Below are 16,506 nucleotides of genomic sequence, written 5' to 3' on the forward strand. Positions count from 1 at the left end.
CGGCGCTGAACTCTAGCGGATCCGGACCCCGCGCGGGTAGAGGTCGTCGGCCAGCACCCGCTTGACCGCCACGGCCGCCTCGACCTCATCGGGGAAGTAGCCGCCGGCGGTGGGCCGGCCCGGGACGGGATCGGCGCCGGTCTGCATCGTCCAGCGGCTGCCGAGATCGGTGAGGGAGGCGTGTTTGGTCCCGTAATAATCCGGTTTGGGCACGATCGCCACCCCCGAATCGCCCGCGGCGGCGGCCATCAGGTGCGGATGGAACCGGGTGCACAGCCAGGTGGCTCCGCGCCCGACCGGCAGACCGTCGCGCCAGACGTCCAGGAACGGCAGCATACGGGCGCCGTCGATCCGGTCGCCCATCAGGACCGGTACCGTCATGTCCTGACCCGGGATGGCCTCGACCACGGTGACCTTCTCGCCCGGCACATCCCAGGCATCGAGTGTTTCGGTCAGCAGATCGGCCAGCGCCTGCGGTCCCTGCGCACCGTCGCGCCGGAAATCCTCGGTCAGATCGCTCTGCGCGCAGATGACCACCTCACCGGTCGGCAGGTGCGGGACCGGCCGCCGCAGCCGCGGCGACAACCACGCGTCGTCGCCGTGCAGTGTCCGCGAGCCGATGCCGTCCAGGAAGTCGTACGACGGTCGATCCCGGACGTCGAAGACGTCGAACTGGGCCGCGTCGTCGCGGAAGCGTTCGAGCGCCGCACCCTCCAGCGGAGGCAGCAGCCCCTGCCCGGTGGCCACCGCTCGTGCCCCGGTGACCCGGGAGACCTCGGCGATCGCGGCGACCAGCGCCACATGGTGCGGCCAGACCCGGTTGACGTAGCCCCCGCCGACCAGATGGATGGTCTTGGCGCGCAGCAGCATCTCCACACCCGAGCCTTCGGCCGGAGCGACCCCGAAACGACTCGCGGCTCTGGCCACCCATTCCCAGGGCCGATCAGGGTCGATCTCCGGGTTCTCCGGGCGCGACTGCGCATGCATCGTCAACTCCCAGAGGGTGTTGACGAAGATCGCCCGCGGATTGGCGCGGCGCAGCAGCAGACTCGCCGATCCGGGGCGGCCGCAGTCGACGACGACGGTGGCCAGCGGACGGTGCCGGGCCAGGTGCCGCAGCCACGCCTCGGTGATCAGCTCATCGCCGTAGTTGGGATAGCCCGCTGGCCCGACGAGGTAGACCAGATCGTGGAACTCGAAGGCACGCTGGGCCTTCCGGCGGAACGACGAGACAGCGCTCACCCTTCGGTGTCACCGATCAGGTTGGCGACGTGGTCGGGCACGAACTTGCTCAGCGACCGCGGCGGTCGATGGTAGTTGCCCGTCGACAGCGGATGCTTGGGCAGCTTGACCGTCGGGTGCGGCACGTTGGTGTACGGGATCGTCGAGAGCAGATGGGCGATCATGTTCAGCCGGGCAGCCTTCTTGTCGTCGGATTCGACGACGTACCACGGGCTGGCCGAGGTGTCGGTGTGCACCATCATCTCGTCCTTGGCGCGCGAGTAGTCCTCCCACCGGTAGATCGACTCCAGGTCCATCGGGGAGAGTTTCCACTGGCGCACCGGATCGTCGCGGCGGGCGCGGAAGCGGCGCAGCTGTTCGGAGTCGGACACCGAGAACCAGTACTTGCGCAGCAGGATGCCGTCGTCGATCAGCATCTGCTCGAAGATCGGTGTCTGCCGCAGGAACCGGGTGTGCTCCTCGGGGGTGCAGAACCCCATCACCTTCTCAACCCCGGCCCGGTTGTACCAGGAGCGGTCGAACAGCACGATCTCCCCGGGCGCTGGCAGATGTGAGACATAGCGCTGGTAGTACCACTGTCCCTTCTCCCGGTCGGTCGGGGCCGGCAGCGCGGCTACCCGCGCGACGCGGGGGCTCAGATACTGGGTCACCCTCTTGATGGCGCCGCCCTTGCCGGCCGCATCGCGGCCCTCGAAGACCACGACGACGCGGGCACCGGTCGAGCGCACCCATTCCTGCAGCGCCACCAGTTCGGTCTGCAGGCGGAAGAGCTCGGACTCGTAGGCCTTCTTGCCCAGCGGGTTCTTCACCTTGGTGTCCTTGGCTTTGGCGGACTTCTTCTTATCGGCCATGAGAGATCCTTCTTCTTGTCGGCTCTGGGAGAGACGTGCTGGGGCGGACCAGTGAACCGGTCACCGATCGGCCGAGGGGGTCAGGCGTCGCCGAGGGCGTCGACTGCGGCGATCTCGGACTGCAGTTCGGCGACCGAGGCGTCGATGCGGGCCCGGGAGAAGTCGTTGATCTCCAGTCCCTCGACGATCTGCCAGTCGGTGCCGTTGGAGCGCACCGGGAACGAACACACCAGCCCTTCGGGCACGCCGTACACGCCGGGGGAGACGATCGCCGCCGAGGTCCAGCTGTCGCCGGGGGTGCCCAACGCCCAGTCCTGCACATGGTCGATGGTGCCGTTGGCCGCCGAGGCCGCCGAGGAGGCCCCGCGGGCGGCGATGATCGCCGAGCCGCGCTGAGCGACGGTCGGAATGAAGTCGTCGACCAGCCACGTACGATCCTCGGCGAGCTGGGCGCCGGTCCGGTCACCGACGCGGGCATGGAAGATGTCGGGGTACTGGGTGGCCGAATGGTTGCCCCAGATGGTGACTCCGTCGATGGCGGTGACCGGTACACCGGCCCGTGCCGACAGCTGCGCGATGGCCCGGTTGTGGTCCAGGCGGGTCAGTGCCGAGAAGCGGCTGGGCGGGATGTCCGGGGCGTTGCGAGCGGCGATGGCGGCGTTGGTGTTGGCCGGGTTGCCCACCACGGTGACGCGCACGTCGTCGGCGGCGACGTCGTTGAGGACGGCGCCCTGGGCGGCGAAGATCGAGGCATTGGCCGAGAGCAGGTCGGCGCGTTCCATCCCCTTGGTGCGCGGTTTGGCGCCGATCAGCAGGGCATGGTTCACCCCGTCGAACGCCGCCCGCGGATCGTCGTAGATCTGGACGTCGACCAGCTGCGGCAATGCGCAGTCGTCGAGCTCCATGGCGATGCCCTCGGCGGCGCCGATCGCCGCCGGCAGCTCCAGCAGACGCAGGATCACCGGCTGGTCGTGGCCGAGCATGGCGCCGGCGGCGACGCGGAACAGGGCCGCGTAGCCGATGGTGCCGGCGGCGCCGGTGACCGTGACGACGACGGGCGGTTTGGTGAACGAGGTGGAACGGGGCATGGTCCGCCTTTCGATTGCGGGCAAATGTCGTGATGGTCCGGGCGCGCCCGGACGCGAGGACTCTAGGGGGCGGTCAGACGCAGACCGGTGGTGGGATCGGCGTCGTTGGTCAGGGTGAGGGCCTTACCCTCGATCGTGTAGCTGACGGTGCCGCGCAGAGTGTCCATGACGTTCTTCTCCACGCGGGTGATCTCCTCGTCGCACATCTTCCGGGTGCCGGAGATGCCGCGGAACTCGATCTTGTCGCCGTTGATCACCGCATCGCCGTGGAAGTCGTTGCAGCCGGCGAAACCGGCGACCGTGCCGTCCGCGGACAACGTCAGTCGGGGCCGGATGTCCTCGATCACCCGGGAGGACTCGATCCCCTGGGCGTGGACGATCGACTGCACCGTCCAGTCGGTGCCGACCAGCGCGGTATCGGGCCGACGCTGCAGTTCGACGGTCTGCCCGCCGCGGTGGAGCGTCAGCCGGTCACCGGTGGTCGACCAGGTCAGGGGGCCGGACAGCAGATTCGACAGCCAGGCGTCGGCGCCCTCCTGGGGGCCGGGACAGGCCAGCATCGTGGCGGCCAGCTGACCGGGGGTCATGGTCGACCCCTCGAAGGTGACCTCGCCCATGTGCCGGTTGCAGCCGGCGGTGGCCGCGATGCGGCCGGCCTGCGGGAACGACACTTCCAGCGGGCCGCCGCCGGGAATCTGCTCTCCGGTGACCGAGGTGGACAGATAGGTCTTTCCGGTCAGCGCGGCCGGTCCCGGATCGGCGACCGATTCGTCGGAGCTGCAGCCGGTCAGTGTGAGGGTTGCGGCCAGCACAGCGAGGGCGCCGAGACCGAGGAACCTGCGATGAGTGCTCACGGGTATCACCGTAGTCGAGTTGATTGCGAGCAAGTGGACACTACCGGCGTACGGTAGATCACGATCAGCCGCCGGAAGTGCCGGTGCCGAGCGGCGGAAGAGACGGCGAGGAGTGGGATAGTCACCGATGGGTAAGTTCTCGAATGCGATGTGGCGCATGCTCGGTGCGCAGGCGACCCGGAACCAGTCGAAGTCGGTGGCGATGATCGAAGCCTCGGCCCGGCACGACGAGTGGGCGCAGGGGTTGTCGGACGGGGAGTTCGCTTCGGCCGCCGGTGAACTGGACATGGACACCGAAGACGGTCGGGTCCGGTTTCTGGCGCTGGCCCGGGAGGGCGGTACCCGTGCGCTGGAGATGACCCCGTTCGACGTCCAGCTGCAGGGCGCCTTGCGGATGCTCTCGGGCGATGTGGTCGAGATGGCCACCGGCGAGGGGAAGACCCTGGCCGGAGCGATCGCCGCGATCGGTTTCGCCCTGTCCGGGCACTCGGTGCACGTGATCTCGGTGAACGACTACCTGGCCGGTCGCGATGCGAAATGGATGCGGCCGCTCTACGACCTGTTCGGGGTCAGCGTGGGAGCGCTGTCGGAGAAGGCGAGCCGGTCCGAGCGTCAAGACGCCTACGCCTGTGATGTCACCTACGGCTCGGTCAACGAGATCGGCTTCGATGTGCTGCGCGATCATCTGGCGCTGACCGCCGACGAGCTGGTGGCCCCGACCCCGGATGTGGCGATCGTCGATGAGGCCGATTCGGTGCTGGTCGACGAGGCGCTGGTGCCGTTGATCCTGGCCGGTGCCACTCCGGCGGCCATCCCCAACAGCGCCATCTTCGATGTGGTCTCCCGGCTCAAGAAGAAGCACTACGAGGTCGACGCCGACGGCCGTAACGTCCACCTGACCGATGAGGGCTCCCAGCTGGTGGAGACGACCCTGGGTGGTATCAACCTGTACGACGACGAGCACGTGGGCAGCACCCTGGTGCACGTGAACGTCGCCCTGTACGCCTACTACCTGCTCGAACGCGATGTCGACTACATCGTGCGCGACGGCGGGGTGCACCTGATCAACGCCTCGCGCGGGCGGGTGGCCCGGCTGCAGCGCTGGCCCGACGGTGTGCAGTCGGCGGTGGAGTTCAAGGAGGGGCTGGAGCTGACCGAGGCCGGCGAGGTGATCGACACGATCACGGTGCAGGCGCTGATCGGCCGGTATCCGACGGTGGCCGGGATGACCGGTACGGCGATCGCCGCCGGCGAACAGTTCCGGCAGTTCTACGGCCTCGAGGTCTCCCAGATCCCGTCCAACGCCCCCGATATCCGCGACGACGAACCCGACCGCGTGTACGACACCAAGGCCAATAAGGTCGAGGCCGTCGTCGAGTATGTCGCCGCCACCCACGAAACCGGTCAGCCGATCCTGATCGGTACGCACGATGTCGCACAGTCCGAAGAGCTGGCCTATTTCCTCGAACGCGCCGGTGTCACCGCGGTCGTGCTCAACGCCAAGAACGACGCCGAGGAGGCGGCGATCATCGCCGAGGCCGGCCGCAAGGGAGCGGTGACGGTGTCCACCCAGATGGCCGGGCGCGGCACCGATATCCGGCTCGGCGGCTCCGACGGCGATGAGGCCGCCCGCGAGGAAGTCCTGGAGCTGGGCGGGTTGTGCGTGGTGGGCACCGGCCGGTACGACACCGAGCGGCTGGACAACCAGCTGCGCGGCCGTGCCGGACGCCAGGGCGACCCGGGGCGTTCGGTGTTCTTCTCCAGCCTGGAGGATCCGCTGGTGACCAAGAACATCACCAGCCTGCGCGAGATCACCCCGATCAGCCCGGACGGCTTGGTCGGGGCCAAGGGTGTGGAGACGATCGAACAGGCCCAGCGCATCGCCGAAGCCGCCATGCTGACGCTGCATTCGAACACCTGGAACTTCAACAAGCAGGTCAACGAGCAGCGCGAATCGATCGTGCGGCGCCGGATGAACATCCTCAAGACCGATGAGGCCGCGCGCCAGCTCGAGGAGCTCGAACCCGAGCGGTGGGCGGAGTTGAGCCAGACCGTCGACGAGACGGTACTCGAGGATGCCGCCCGCGAGATCGTCCTCTATCACCTGGACCGGGCGTGGGCCGATCACCTGGCCTATGTCGCCGATGTGCAGGCCAGCATCCACCTGCGGGCGCTGGGTGCGCAGAGTCCGCTGGAGGAGTTCCACAAGCTGATCTTCGCCGAGTTCACCCAGCTGGTCCAGGAGGCACTGGAGGCCTCGCGCACGACCTTCACCACCGCGACGATCACCAACGACGGCGTGGACCTGGACGGCGCGGACCTGCACCGTTCGACGATGACCTGGACCTATCTGGTCCACGAGAACCAGTTCTCCGCAGGCTCGCAGGCGCTGCAGGGCATCGTGGGCATCTTCCGGTGACCCAGATCCCGCACGAGCCGTGGAACCGGGCTCCGGACCAGGCCACGCCGACGGGATCGCCGGACACCCCGGAGGCGCTGACGGTGACCGACCGCTTCTGGACGGTGCCCAATGCGCTGAGCCTGCTGCGGCTGGCGCTGATTCCGGTGTTCATCTGGCTGCTGATGGTCGTCGACTCCCCGGGCTGGGCCTTCGCGGTGCTGTTCTTCTCCGGTGTCTCCGACTGGCTCGACGGCAAACTGGCCCGCTGGCTCAATCAGTCCTCACGGATCGGCGCGCTGCTCGATCCGGCCGCCGACCGGCTGTATGTGATCATCATCCCGATCTGCTTCGGACTCAAGGGGTATGTGCCCTGGTGGATCATCGGGGTGATCATCGGCCGTGATGTCCTGCTGACCGCGACCGCACCGCTGCTGTCGAGCCGGGGAATCACCGCTCTACCGACCCTGTACATCGGGAAGGCGGCGACCTTTGCGCTGATGAGCGCCTTCCCGTGGTTGCTGGCCGGACAACTCGACGGCATGATCGGCGCCGTCTGCTATCCCATCGGCTGGGCCTTCCTCCTGTGGGGGGTGGGCCTGTACGTCTGGTCGCTGGTGCTGTACTGGATCCAGACCGTGGCGGTGGTCCGGGAACTGCCCCGGGTTCGGCGCACGCCCGGCGGCGCCGACCGCTAGAGTTCTAGAACGCAAGCCGCCGTACGGCGCGCAACCTTTGGACGACCCACCGGGCCCCGGCCCGGCGAAGAGAAACGGTGACATCGTGACCAACCTGCCCGCGGAACTGCGCTACACCGAAGAGCACGAGTGGCTTCGCAAGGTCGGGCCGTCGACGGTCCGGGTCGGCATCACCGATTTCGCGCAGAACGCCCTCAACGATGTCGTCTTCGTCCAGGTCCCCGAGACGGGCACCGAGGTGACTGTCGGGGAGTCGTTCGCCGAGGTCGAATCCCACAAGAGCGTCTCGGACATCTTCGGACCGCTCGACGGCACCGTGACCGCGACCAACGACGCCGTCGTCGACGCGCCGGAACTGGTCAACAGCGACCCCTACGGTGAGGGCTGGCTGGTGGAGATCACCGTCGCCGACGACGCCGATCTGGATGCCCTGCTGGCCGCGCTGCTGGACGCCGACGGCTACCTGGCAGTGATCGCCGACTGATCCGGCGCAGAACGCGAACAAGTAATATTCATTCCATGCCCGATCGTCAGCGAGTGCTGACGGTGGGCGACAAGAACCGGTAGGTTCTCTAGGTAAGAGAACTTCCCCGCGGACGCGCTCAACGGTGAGAAGTGTTCGCTTGTCATTGGTGAGCTGACGGCCCGGCCCGAGGGCCGGCGAAGGAGTTGTGGTGAGCGGTAACGACGACGGTTTTGAAGCCCCGGTGGAGACCACCTCGGTCTTCCGGGAGGAGTTCATCAAGGAGATCGACGCTCCCGCGACGGCGGCCGAGCCGACCGATACCGGGGTCGAGCGTCTGCTGCCGGGCACGGCCCTGCTGGTGGTCAAGCGCGGCCCGAACGCCGGCTCGCGTTTCCTGCTGGATCAGGCGACCACCTCGACCGGCCGCCACCCCGACAGCGACATCTTCCTCGACGATGTGACGGTCAGCCGACGGCACGCCGAGTTCCGCCTGGCGGGTACCGATTTCAAGGTGGTCGACGTGGGCAGCCTCAACGGTACCTACGTCAACCGGGAGCCGGTCGACGATGCGGTGCTCACCAGCGGTGACGAGGTGCAGATCGGCAAGTTCCGTCTGGTCTTCCTGTCCGGCCCGCGCGCCGGGGAATAGGACCACGCGCTCTCGTGACAGGTAGTGCCGCACGCGCGGACTCCTCCGATTCCGGCGAACGGTTCATGTCGATCGGCGCCGTCCTGGAGATCCTGCGCGAAGACTTTCCCGAGGTCACCATCTCCAAGATCCGCTTCCTGGAGGGTGAGGGCCTCGTCACGCCCGAACGGGCGCCGTCGGGGTATCGCCGCTTCTCCACCGCGGATTGCGAGCGGCTGCGCTTCGTGTTGACCGCACAGCGCGACCGCTATCTGCCGCTCAAGGTGATCCGCGAACAGCTCGACGCGATCGACGCACAAGCCGCCGACACGCCCGGCGCCCGCCTACTCTCGTCGGCCCGCAGTGCTGTGGCACCGGCCACCGACTTCGCCGAGCGGGGCGGACGGGTGTCGCGGGAAGCGCTCATCGAGCGGACCGGCGTCGATTCGGCGTTCATCGCCGAACTGATGCGCAACAGTCTGCTCGCCGCCGGCCCGGGTGGCTTCTTCGACGAGGACGCGGTGCGGCTGGTCGAAGCGGCCGCGGCCCTGGCGAACTTCGGCCTGGAGACCCGTCACCTGCGGGCCTTCAAGGTCAGTGCCGATCGCGAAGCCGGCCTGGTGGCCCAGATCGCCAACCCGATCGCCAAGGGCAAGGGCACCGGAGCGCGTGACCGCGCCGAGGAGCTCATCCGAGAGATGGCGGCGTTGTCGGTCACGTTGCATACTCAGTTGGTGAAGGCTGCGGTTCGCGGCGTGCTGGACTGATCCGGCCGCAGAGCGACCGCACACGCAGAGGGGAGCTTGATCCGATGGGTGAGATGCGAGTCGTCGGCATTCGCGTGGAGGCTCCGCAGAATCAGCCGGTTCTGCTACTCAAAGAGACTCAGGGTTCCCGGTACCTGGCGATCTGGATCGGGCAGAGCGAGGCGGCGTCGATCGCGCTGCAGCAGCGCGGCATCGAGCCGCCGCGGCCGTTGACTCACGATCTGATCGTCAACCTGTGTGCGGCCTTCGATCAGGACCTCACGCAGGTGCGGATCGTCGATATGCAGGAGGGCACCTTCTACGCCGAGATGGTCTTCAGCGGCGGTGCGGTGGTCTCGGCGCGGCCCTCCGATGCGATCGCCGTCGCCATTCGCGTCGGCGCCGAGATCGTGGCCAGTGAAGAGGTGCTGGCCGACGCGGGTCTGGAGATGCCCGACGAAGAGGGCACATCCGGCGAGGAACCGAGCGAAGAGGATCTGGAGGCCTTCCGCGAATTCCTCGACCACGTGTCTCCGGAAGACTTCCTCGGCCCGGAAAGCTCCTGACCGGATTCGAGTACAGCCGACCCGGGGTCTGTTCGGCGTGTCACCGGTCTTCGCGGGGTCGGGCTGGGCGTGTCGCGACGTATCCCAGCACGTCGCAGCGCCGGTGTGATCGCGACGTGCGGAGATGAGCCGCGACGTGCCGGCTGCGGGCCGTGGCCGGTGATTCCGGCCGATCTCGGTCACGGTGAGGTCACTGCACGATCACCATTGCCCTACACCTGAACTTTAGGTTGAGGTCTACCGCGAGTCGCGTTGTCTACCGGGGCTTCAGACCCTAGTTTCAATGTCGACGCCGCCGGAGGAAGCCGCGCGGCCGACACATGAGAATCGACTCGGCGGAGTATCCTCGAACAAGGACCTCCATTCCGGTCCGACGTTGGGTGAGGGAGACACGGTGGACGATCAGCATACTGATCTGCATCCCGAGGGGCACGACGCACTCGAGGCGCGAGTGACCGCTCCGGTCCAGGGTGGTCTCGACGAGGTGGCGCCCGGGCTGTTCCCGAACGACACGGTGCCCGATGAACTGGTCGGTTACCGCGTACCCAGCGCCTGCCAGATCGCCGGCATCACCTATCGCCAGCTGGACTACTGGGCGCGGACCTCACTGGTGGTCCCGTCCATTCGCGGTGCGGCCGGATCGGGCAGCCAGCGGCTGTACTCGTTCAAGGACATCCTGGTCCTCAAGATCGTCAAACGCCTGCTCGACACCGGCATCTCCCTGCAGAACATCCGGGTGGCCGTCGATCACCTCCGCCAGCGCGGCGTCGAGGATCTGGCCAGGATCACGCTGTTCTCCGACGGCACCACCGTCTACGAATGCACCTCCGCCGAAGAGGTCGTGGACCTGCTGCAGGGCGGTCAGGGCGTCTTCGGTATCGCCGTCTCCGGCGCCATGCGAGAGCTCACCGGCACCATCGCCGATTTCCCGGCCGAGCGGGCCGACGGCGGCACCGCCGAAGAAGCGCCCGAAGACGAACTCGCGGCCCGCCGCAAGAATCGCACGCGCCGCACCGGCTGATCCGGCACGCGAAGAACACGGCCCTTTGGGCCGAGCCGAACGGGTGGGTACACTGGGCGCACGTCGCTGCGCTGCGGGAGAGAGCCGTTCACGGCCGCCGAAGGAGCAATACCTCTCCATCAAACTCTCAGGCACCCGGACCGTGGCAGCTGTCGGCGTCTCTGGAAAGTGACGGACCTGCGGGCCCGTCCGCCCACGGTGAAAGGCACGGCAGACCGCCCCGGTCCGCCGGGCTGAATCTCTCAGGCGTCGCGCATGCCGCGATATGACAGAGGGGGAGGGCCGGAGTCTGGACATCACGTCCGGACCGACGAGACGAGGCCGTCCCGCCATGACCGACGCAGTCACCCCCGCCGCCACCGAGATCAGCAGCGGCAGTTTCGCCGCCCGGCATCTGGGCCCCGATGCCGCCGAGACCGAACGCATCCTGGAAGTGCTGGGGATGAACTCCCTGAACGATCTCGCCGCGGCAGTGGTGCCGCCGGCCATCGCCTCCCCGGATGGTTCACTGTCGGCGCTGGAGGCTCCGCTCACCGAGGCCCAGGTCACTGCGCGCCTGCGCGAACTCGCCGGGAAGAACACCATCGCGCGCAGCATGATCGGTCTGGGTTACTACGACACCCACACCCCGGCCGTCCTGCGCCGCAACATCATCGAGAGCCCCGCCTGGTATACCGCGTACACCCCCTACCAGCCGGAGATCAGCCAGGGCCGGCTCGAAGCACTGCTGAACTTCCAGACCATGGTCGGCGATCTGACCGGTATGGAGGTCGCAAACTCCTCCATGCTCGACGAGGGCACGGCCGCCGCCGAAGCGATGACCCTGCTGCGCCGGGCCGGCAAGTCCAAGTCGCCGCGACTGGTGGTCGACGCCGACCTGTTCCCGCAGACCCGCGCGGTGATCGATACCCGCGCCGAGCCGCTGGGTATCGAGGTGGTCGAGGCGGAACTGGATCCGGCGAGCCCCGATGCCGGTCTGCCCGAGGGGGAGTTCTTCGGCGTGATCGTGCAGGTACCCGGCGCCAGCGGCCGGATCATCGACCTGGAACCGATCATCGCCGCCGCCCACGAACGCGGGGCACTGGTGGCCGCCGGATTGGATCTGCTGGCCGCCACCTTGATCACTCCGCCGGGGGAACAGGGTGCCGACGCCGTCTTCGGCACCACGCAACGGTTCGGCGTCCCGATGGGCTTCGGCGGCCCGCACGCCGGTTACCTGGCGGTGGGCACCAAACTCACCCGCCAGTTGCCCGGCCGACTGGTCGGCATCTCCAAGGACGCCGACGGCAACCTCGCCTATCGACTGGCGCTGCAGACCCGGGAACAGCACATCCGCCGGGAGAAGGCCACCAGCAATATCTGCACCGCGCAGGTGCTGCTGGCCGTACTCGCGGCGATGTACGCCTCGTACCACGGCCCCGACGGACTCAAGGCGATCGCCGAACGCGTCCACGGGCGGGCTGTCACGCTGGCCGAGACCCTCACCGGAGCCGGCCGCACGGTGGTGCATTCCGCCTTCTTCGACACCATCGTCGTCCGGGTCCCCGGCGAGGCCGCGGCACTGGTGGCCAAGGCCAAGGCCGACAAGGGCATCAATCTGCGACTGATCGACGACGACCACATCGGCATCGCCTGCGATGAGACGACGACCGAGGCGGACCTGGCCGATGTGCTGGCGGTCTTCGGCGCCGAGGGGGCCGACGCCTCGTCGTTCGCCGACGACATCGCCGACCGCACCACCGGGTACCTGGAGCATGCGGCGTTCCTGAACCATCGCACCGAGACGGCGATGCTGCGCTATCTGCGCATGCTGTCGGACAAAGACATCGCGCTCGACCGCAGCATGATTCCGCTGGGTTCGTGCACCATGAAGCTCAATGCGACCACCGAGATGGAGCCGATCACCTGGCCCGAGTTCGGCGGCCTGCATCCGTTCGCACCCCTGGAGGACAGCGTCGGTATCCGCGAGCTGATCACCACCCTGGAGGACTGGCTGGTCGCGATCACCGGCTACGACCGGGTCAGCCTGCAGCCCAATGCCGGCTCGCAGGGCGAATACGCCGGTCTGCTGGCGATCCGCAAGTACCACCTGGCCAACGGCGACACCGAACGCGATATCTGCCTGATCCCCTCGAGTGCACACGGCACCAACGCCGCCTCGGCGGTGATGGCGGGGATGCGCGTGGTGGTGGTCGCGTGCCGGGAGAACGGCGACGTCGACACCGACGATCTGCGGGCCAAGATCGACAAGCACGCCGGGCAGCTCGCGGCGATCATGATCACCTACCCGTCGACTCACGGCGTGTTCGAGGACGAGGTCACCGACATCTGCGCGGCGGTGCACGATGCCGGCGGTCAGGTCTACGTCGACGGTGCCAACCTGAACGCGCTGGTCGGACTCGCCCGCCCGGGCCGCTTCGGCGGCGACGTCTCGCACCTGAACCTGCACAAGACGTTCTGCATCCCGCACGGCGGTGGCGGTCCCGGCGTCGGCCCGGTGGCGGTGCGCGAACATCTGGCGCCGTACCTGCCGAGCCATCCGCTGGCGCCGGAGCTGCCGGACACCGGGATCACCATCTCGGCCGCACCGTACGGTTCGGCGTCGATCCTGCCGATCAGCTACGCGTACATCGCGATGATGGGCGGCGACGGTCTGCGCACGGCCACGCTCACGGCGATCGCCTCGGCCAACTACATCGCGCGCCGGTTGACCGAGTACTTCCCGGTGCTCTATACCGACGCCGACGGGTGGGTGGCCCACGAGTGCATCCTGGATCTGCGTGGTCTGATCAAACAGACGGGAGTCAGCGTCGACGACGTCGCCAAGCGGCTGGCCGACTACGGCTTCCACGCACCCACGATGAGCTTCCCGGTGGCCAACACCCTGATGGTCGAGCCCACCGAAAGTGAGAACCTGGCAGAAATCGATGCCTTCATCGAGGCGATGATCGCGATCCGCGGTGAGATCGACAACGTGGCCGACGGCACCTGGACCGTCGAGGACAATCCGCTGCAGGGCGCCCCGCACACCGCCGAGTGCCTGGTGAGCGACTGGGACAAGGCCTACGACCGGCTCACCGCGGTCTACCCGGCCGGCCTGCCGTCGGCGGGCGGGCGTGCCAAGATCTGGCCGTCGGTGCGCCGGATCGATCAGGCCTTCGGCGACCGGAATCTGGTGTGCAGCTGCCCGCCGATCGACGCCTTCGCCGAATCCTGAGCCGGTCTTCACCCAGCCGGTGAGCGGGGCACTGCTCACCGGCTGTGCGGCTGAGTGCGGTCAGCCGAGGGCGGCGGTGATCTCCTCGGCTGCCCGTTCGCCGGATTCGACGGCGCCGTCGATGTAGCCCGGGAAGCGCCGGGCGGTCTCGGTTCCGGCCCAGTGCAGCGGTCCCACCGCTGCGCGCAGGGCCGGACCGAAGCGGGTCAGGGTCCCAGGTGTGCCGAATGCGCCGTAACAGCCGCGACTGAACTCCTCGGCGGCCCAGTCCTTTTCGAGGTAGGCGAGCGGCGCACGGGCCTGCTCGCCGAAGTAGCCGGCGAGGTCGTCGAGCACCGCACGACGGCGCTGCTCCGGCTCCATCCGGGCCGCGGCATCGGCATGGCGGCCTTCGAGGAATCCGACCAGAACACCGCGGTCGTCGCCGGGAAGACAGTTGTCGAATACGGTGCCCATCGGGCGGGTGTCGCTGTTGGCCTGGCCGCTGAACCCCGCGGTGCGCCAGAACGGCTCGGAATAGGCGACGTTGATCTTGATGACCCGGCCCATCGGCATCCGCTGGGTCAGCTGATCGCGATCGGTCGGCAGCAGCGGAGAGTAGCGCAGGCGGCCGGCCAGGGTCGGGGCGAGAGCGATGACGGCCCGTTCGGCATGCACCCTTGTGCCGGGACCGCTCACCGTCACACCGGTCGGTTCTGCGGGCCCGGCCGCCGGGTCCCAGGCGATGTCGGTGACCGGACTGCCCAGAACGACCCGCGGCCCCAACTGTGCGGCGAGTTCTTCGGCGATCCGTACCGTGCCGCCGACGACGCGGTCCTGCTGGGCGCCGCCGTCGGTCTCGATCAACGAATCCAGGCCGCCCCCGGCGCCGATGTAGTGCAGGGCCCACAGCGCCGACAGATCCTCGGGTTCGGCAGAGAACAGCGCCTGGGTGGCGAGCCGGAAGAAGGCGCGGCCGTCGGCCGTCCGGGCGGTGCGCTGCACCCAGCTCGCGAAGGTCTGACCGTCCAGGTGTTGGGCCTCGCGGTCCCGCCAGGGGTCGGTCCGCTCGGCGATCCTGCGGGCGGTGCGGTCCAGACGCCACTGCGCCTGGCCCAGATCAGCCAGAATCCGCGGGCTCAGCCGAGGGATCCGCCCGGTGTAGGTCACGCGTTTGCCGCCGATCTCGGCTAGGTGGCGCCCCGCGACATGGGTGGGGAAGGTCTGCAGGCCCAGTTCGGAGAGCAGTGCCAGCACGCGATGCTGTCCGGGACCCACCCACTGTCCGCCGACGTCGATCGGCACATCGTCGAACAGCTCACCGTTCTGCAGTCGCCCGCCGACCCCGTCGCGCGCCTCCACCACCACGGTGTCGATACCGCGCTGGGTCAGTCGGCGCGCCGCCACCAGCCCGGCGATGCCGGCACCGACCACGACCACCTGCGTAGAGATCTCCATACCCGTCGACTCTAGTCAGCAGCGGCGCCTAGGCCGGCTGGTCTGCGGGGCCGTCGCCGGGGTCGGGTACGGCCGGGCGGGGCGTGGCCCTACTGCTCGTCGGGGACGGCAGAAGGCAGGATGATCTTGTTGATCGTCACCGTGGCCTGCGGTTCGGGAACCGGCAGTTGGTCGGTGACGTCCTCGAAGGCGACGGTCGCGGTCGGTTCCGGTAGGGGACCGGTGCCGCGGAACCCGGTTTCGGTGAGCTTCTTCATCTGCTCGGGTTTGCGGGCGAAGGTGAGGAACTCGGCGGTCGCGTCGGCGACGTGGCCGGGGACCTGGGCGCCGCCGAGTTTGACCACCGGATAGTCGGCGACCGGGGTGGGGCCCTGCGGGGCGACGGCGGCTACCCGGGCCTTGTCGTCATCCTTGGTGATCGCGTAGAGACGTTGCTCGGTGATCGGTACCGCTCGCACCGGTGCCGTGGCCGGCACGGTGGTGTCGGCGATCTCGGTGACCGCGGCGGTCGCCGAACCGTCGCCGACCCGCGGGGGCGCCGACATCAACTGGTTCATCGCGAAGGTGACCGGACCGGAGGCGGCCTGCTCGGCGGTGAGCGGACCGGTCGCCTCGGCGGTCACTGCGGCGACGGCCTGGGCGGCCAGCGATGTCGCATCGGACTGCGGGCCGGTGGGCATGGCGATCCGCAGTGACCCCCAACTGCTGCGGCCGTAGGCGGCCAGCGAGTTGGCCCGGGTCAGTGCCGGCAGGTCAGCCCAGGAGATCGCACCGCCGGCGGCCTGGGCGATCGCCGGCTCCACCGCCAGGCGGACCGGGGAGAAGACCAGTGACTCGGGTCCGCCGGCCAGTGCATCGGGTGCGGCGACCTGGAGGGCCGCCGACCAGACCGAGGATTCGGGGATCCAGGCGCCCGGGTACGCCCCGTGCGCCTGCGCATCCCAGTTCTCGGCGGTCAAGCCCTCCAGGATGCCGCGGGCATCGGCGGGGCGAACCTGCACCTCGACACAGTGGTCGCGCACGATCGAGCCGGTGGCGTTGTAGTCCGCAGCGATCTGCTGCAGCGCCGGGGCGATCGCCGGATCCACCGCCAGTGAGACAAGGCCCTTACCTTCCAGGCATTGTTCAGCAGTGGTGGATCCGTCGTCCCGCCGGTCTCCGAAGCCGCGCCAGGTGAGCAGCAGTGCAACCACCAGGATCACGCCGAGCACGCTCGCGAGCAGCTTCCGGCTGACCAGCTGGCGTGTTTTTCCGCTGGCGTGAGTTCCCACGAGCCCTCCCCGATCGGTTGTGT

General features: G+C 68.4%; 14 protein-coding genes and 1 riboswitch. Of the genes, 8 read left to right on the plus strand and 6 right to left on the minus strand.

Annotated elements, in window-relative coordinates; all coding sequences use genetic code 11:
* Positions 1–12: 12 nt before the first annotated feature.
* From GOHSU_RS01080 to GOHSU_RS16685, 4 genes are all read right to left on the minus strand, one after another.
* Positions 13–1,242 carry a polysaccharide pyruvyl transferase family protein gene (locus GOHSU_RS01080; RefSeq protein ID WP_005935421.1) on the minus strand — a complete coding sequence of 410 codons (1,230 nt, stop codon included), beginning with the start codon at positions 1,240–1,242 and terminating at the stop codon, positions 13–15.
* Positions 1,239–2,093, minus strand: a complete 855-nt coding sequence (gene ppk2, locus GOHSU_RS01085) for a polyphosphate kinase 2 (RefSeq protein ID WP_005935424.1) — start codon at positions 2,091–2,093, stop codon at positions 1,239–1,241. The genes GOHSU_RS01080 and ppk2 overlap by 4 nt, the downstream gene beginning before the upstream one ends.
* A gap of 80 nt (positions 2,094–2,173) precedes the next feature.
* A complete protein-coding gene (locus GOHSU_RS01090) occupies positions 2,174–3,181 on the minus strand; it encodes a malate dehydrogenase (RefSeq protein WP_005935427.1) in 1,008 nt (335 codons plus the stop codon).
* Between the two features lie 62 nt (positions 3,182–3,243).
* On the minus strand, positions 3,244–4,035 hold the full coding sequence (locus GOHSU_RS16685; RefSeq protein WP_005935429.1) for an META domain-containing protein: 792 nt from the start codon (positions 4,033–4,035) through the stop codon (positions 3,244–3,246).
* Positions 4,036–4,162: 127 nt separating this feature from the next.
* On the opposite strand from GOHSU_RS16685, the gene secA2 reads away from it, so the two are divergent.
* From secA2 to gcvP, 8 genes are all read left to right on the plus strand, one after another.
* On the plus strand, positions 4,163–6,454 hold the full coding sequence (secA2, locus tag GOHSU_RS01100; protein ID WP_005935433.1) for an accessory Sec system translocase SecA2: 2,292 nt from the start codon (positions 4,163–4,165) through the stop codon (positions 6,452–6,454).
* A 77-nt stretch (positions 6,455–6,531) separates the two neighbouring features.
* Positions 6,532–7,131 (plus strand): CDP-alcohol phosphatidyltransferase family protein, encoded by a 600-nt coding sequence (locus tag GOHSU_RS01105; protein WP_029759893.1) that lies wholly within the window; start codon positions 6,532–6,534, stop codon positions 7,129–7,131.
* 85 nt (positions 7,132–7,216) lie between these two features.
* A complete protein-coding gene (gene gcvH, locus GOHSU_RS01110) occupies positions 7,217–7,615 on the plus strand; it encodes a glycine cleavage system protein GcvH (RefSeq protein WP_005935440.1) in 399 nt (132 codons plus the stop codon).
* A 187-nt stretch (positions 7,616–7,802) separates the two neighbouring features.
* Positions 7,803–8,246, plus strand: a complete 444-nt coding sequence (garA, locus tag GOHSU_RS01115) for a glycogen accumulation regulator GarA (protein ID WP_005935443.1) — start codon at positions 7,803–7,805, stop codon at positions 8,244–8,246.
* A gap of 65 nt (positions 8,247–8,311) precedes the next feature.
* Positions 8,312–8,992: a transcriptional regulator FtsR gene (gene ftsR / locus GOHSU_RS01120; protein ID WP_024332686.1), complete on the plus strand. Its 681-nt coding sequence runs from the start codon at positions 8,312–8,314 to the stop codon at positions 8,990–8,992.
* A gap of 44 nt (positions 8,993–9,036) precedes the next feature.
* Positions 9,037–9,537 (plus strand): bifunctional nuclease family protein, encoded by a 501-nt coding sequence (locus GOHSU_RS01125; protein WP_005935450.1) that lies wholly within the window; start codon positions 9,037–9,039, stop codon positions 9,535–9,537.
* 415 nt (positions 9,538–9,952) lie between these two features.
* Complete coding sequence (locus tag GOHSU_RS01130) at positions 9,953–10,558, plus strand: MerR family transcriptional regulator (RefSeq protein WP_051139502.1); 606 nt, start codon at positions 9,953–9,955, stop codon at positions 10,556–10,558.
* 64 nt (positions 10,559–10,622) lie between these two features.
* A riboswitch (glycine riboswitch) is annotated at positions 10,623–10,711 on the plus strand.
* Between the two features lie 178 nt (positions 10,712–10,889).
* On the plus strand, positions 10,890–13,775 hold the full coding sequence (gene gcvP, locus GOHSU_RS01135; protein ID WP_005935456.1) for an aminomethyl-transferring glycine dehydrogenase: 2,886 nt from the start codon (positions 10,890–10,892) through the stop codon (positions 13,773–13,775).
* 60 nt (positions 13,776–13,835) lie between these two features.
* Here the strand turns inward: gcvP and GOHSU_RS01140 are convergent, their stop codons facing one another.
* A complete protein-coding gene (locus tag GOHSU_RS01140; protein ID WP_024332687.1) occupies positions 13,836–15,212 on the minus strand; it encodes a flavin monoamine oxidase family protein in 1,377 nt (458 codons plus the stop codon).
* A gap of 89 nt (positions 15,213–15,301) precedes the next feature.
* Positions 15,302–16,483: a hypothetical protein gene (locus GOHSU_RS01145; RefSeq protein ID WP_155820851.1), complete on the minus strand. Its 1,182-nt coding sequence runs from the start codon at positions 16,481–16,483 to the stop codon at positions 15,302–15,304.
* Between the last annotated feature and the right edge of the window lie 23 nt (positions 16,484–16,506).

This window comes from Gordonia hirsuta DSM 44140 = NBRC 16056, from assembly GCF_000333015.1.
GTDB lineage: Bacteria > Actinomycetota > Actinomycetes > Mycobacteriales > Mycobacteriaceae > Gordonia > Gordonia hirsuta.

What these genes read in the sequence shown, in the direction of transcription:
- ftsR (WP_024332686.1), top strand. Translation starts at nt 8,312, where the DNA reads ATGTCGATCGGCGCCGTCCTGGAGATCCTGCGCGAAGACTTTCCCGAG.
- ppk2 (WP_005935424.1), bottom strand. Translation starts at nt 2,093, where the DNA reads ATGGCCGATAAGAAGAAGTCCGCCAAAGCCAAGGACACCAAGGTGAAG.
- GOHSU_RS01140 (WP_024332687.1), bottom strand. Translation starts at nt 15,212, where the DNA reads ATGGAGATCTCTACGCAGGTGGTCGTGGTCGGTGCCGGCATCGCCGGG.
- GOHSU_RS01090 (WP_005935427.1), bottom strand. Translation starts at nt 3,181, where the DNA reads ATGCCCCGTTCCACCTCGTTCACCAAACCGCCCGTCGTCGTCACGGTC.
- GOHSU_RS01125 (WP_005935450.1), top strand. Translation starts at nt 9,037, where the DNA reads ATGGGTGAGATGCGAGTCGTCGGCATTCGCGTGGAGGCTCCGCAGAAT.
- gcvP (WP_005935456.1), top strand. Translation starts at nt 10,890, where the DNA reads ATGACCGACGCAGTCACCCCCGCCGCCACCGAGATCAGCAGCGGCAGT.
- secA2 (WP_005935433.1), top strand. Translation starts at nt 4,163, where the DNA reads ATGGGTAAGTTCTCGAATGCGATGTGGCGCATGCTCGGTGCGCAGGCG.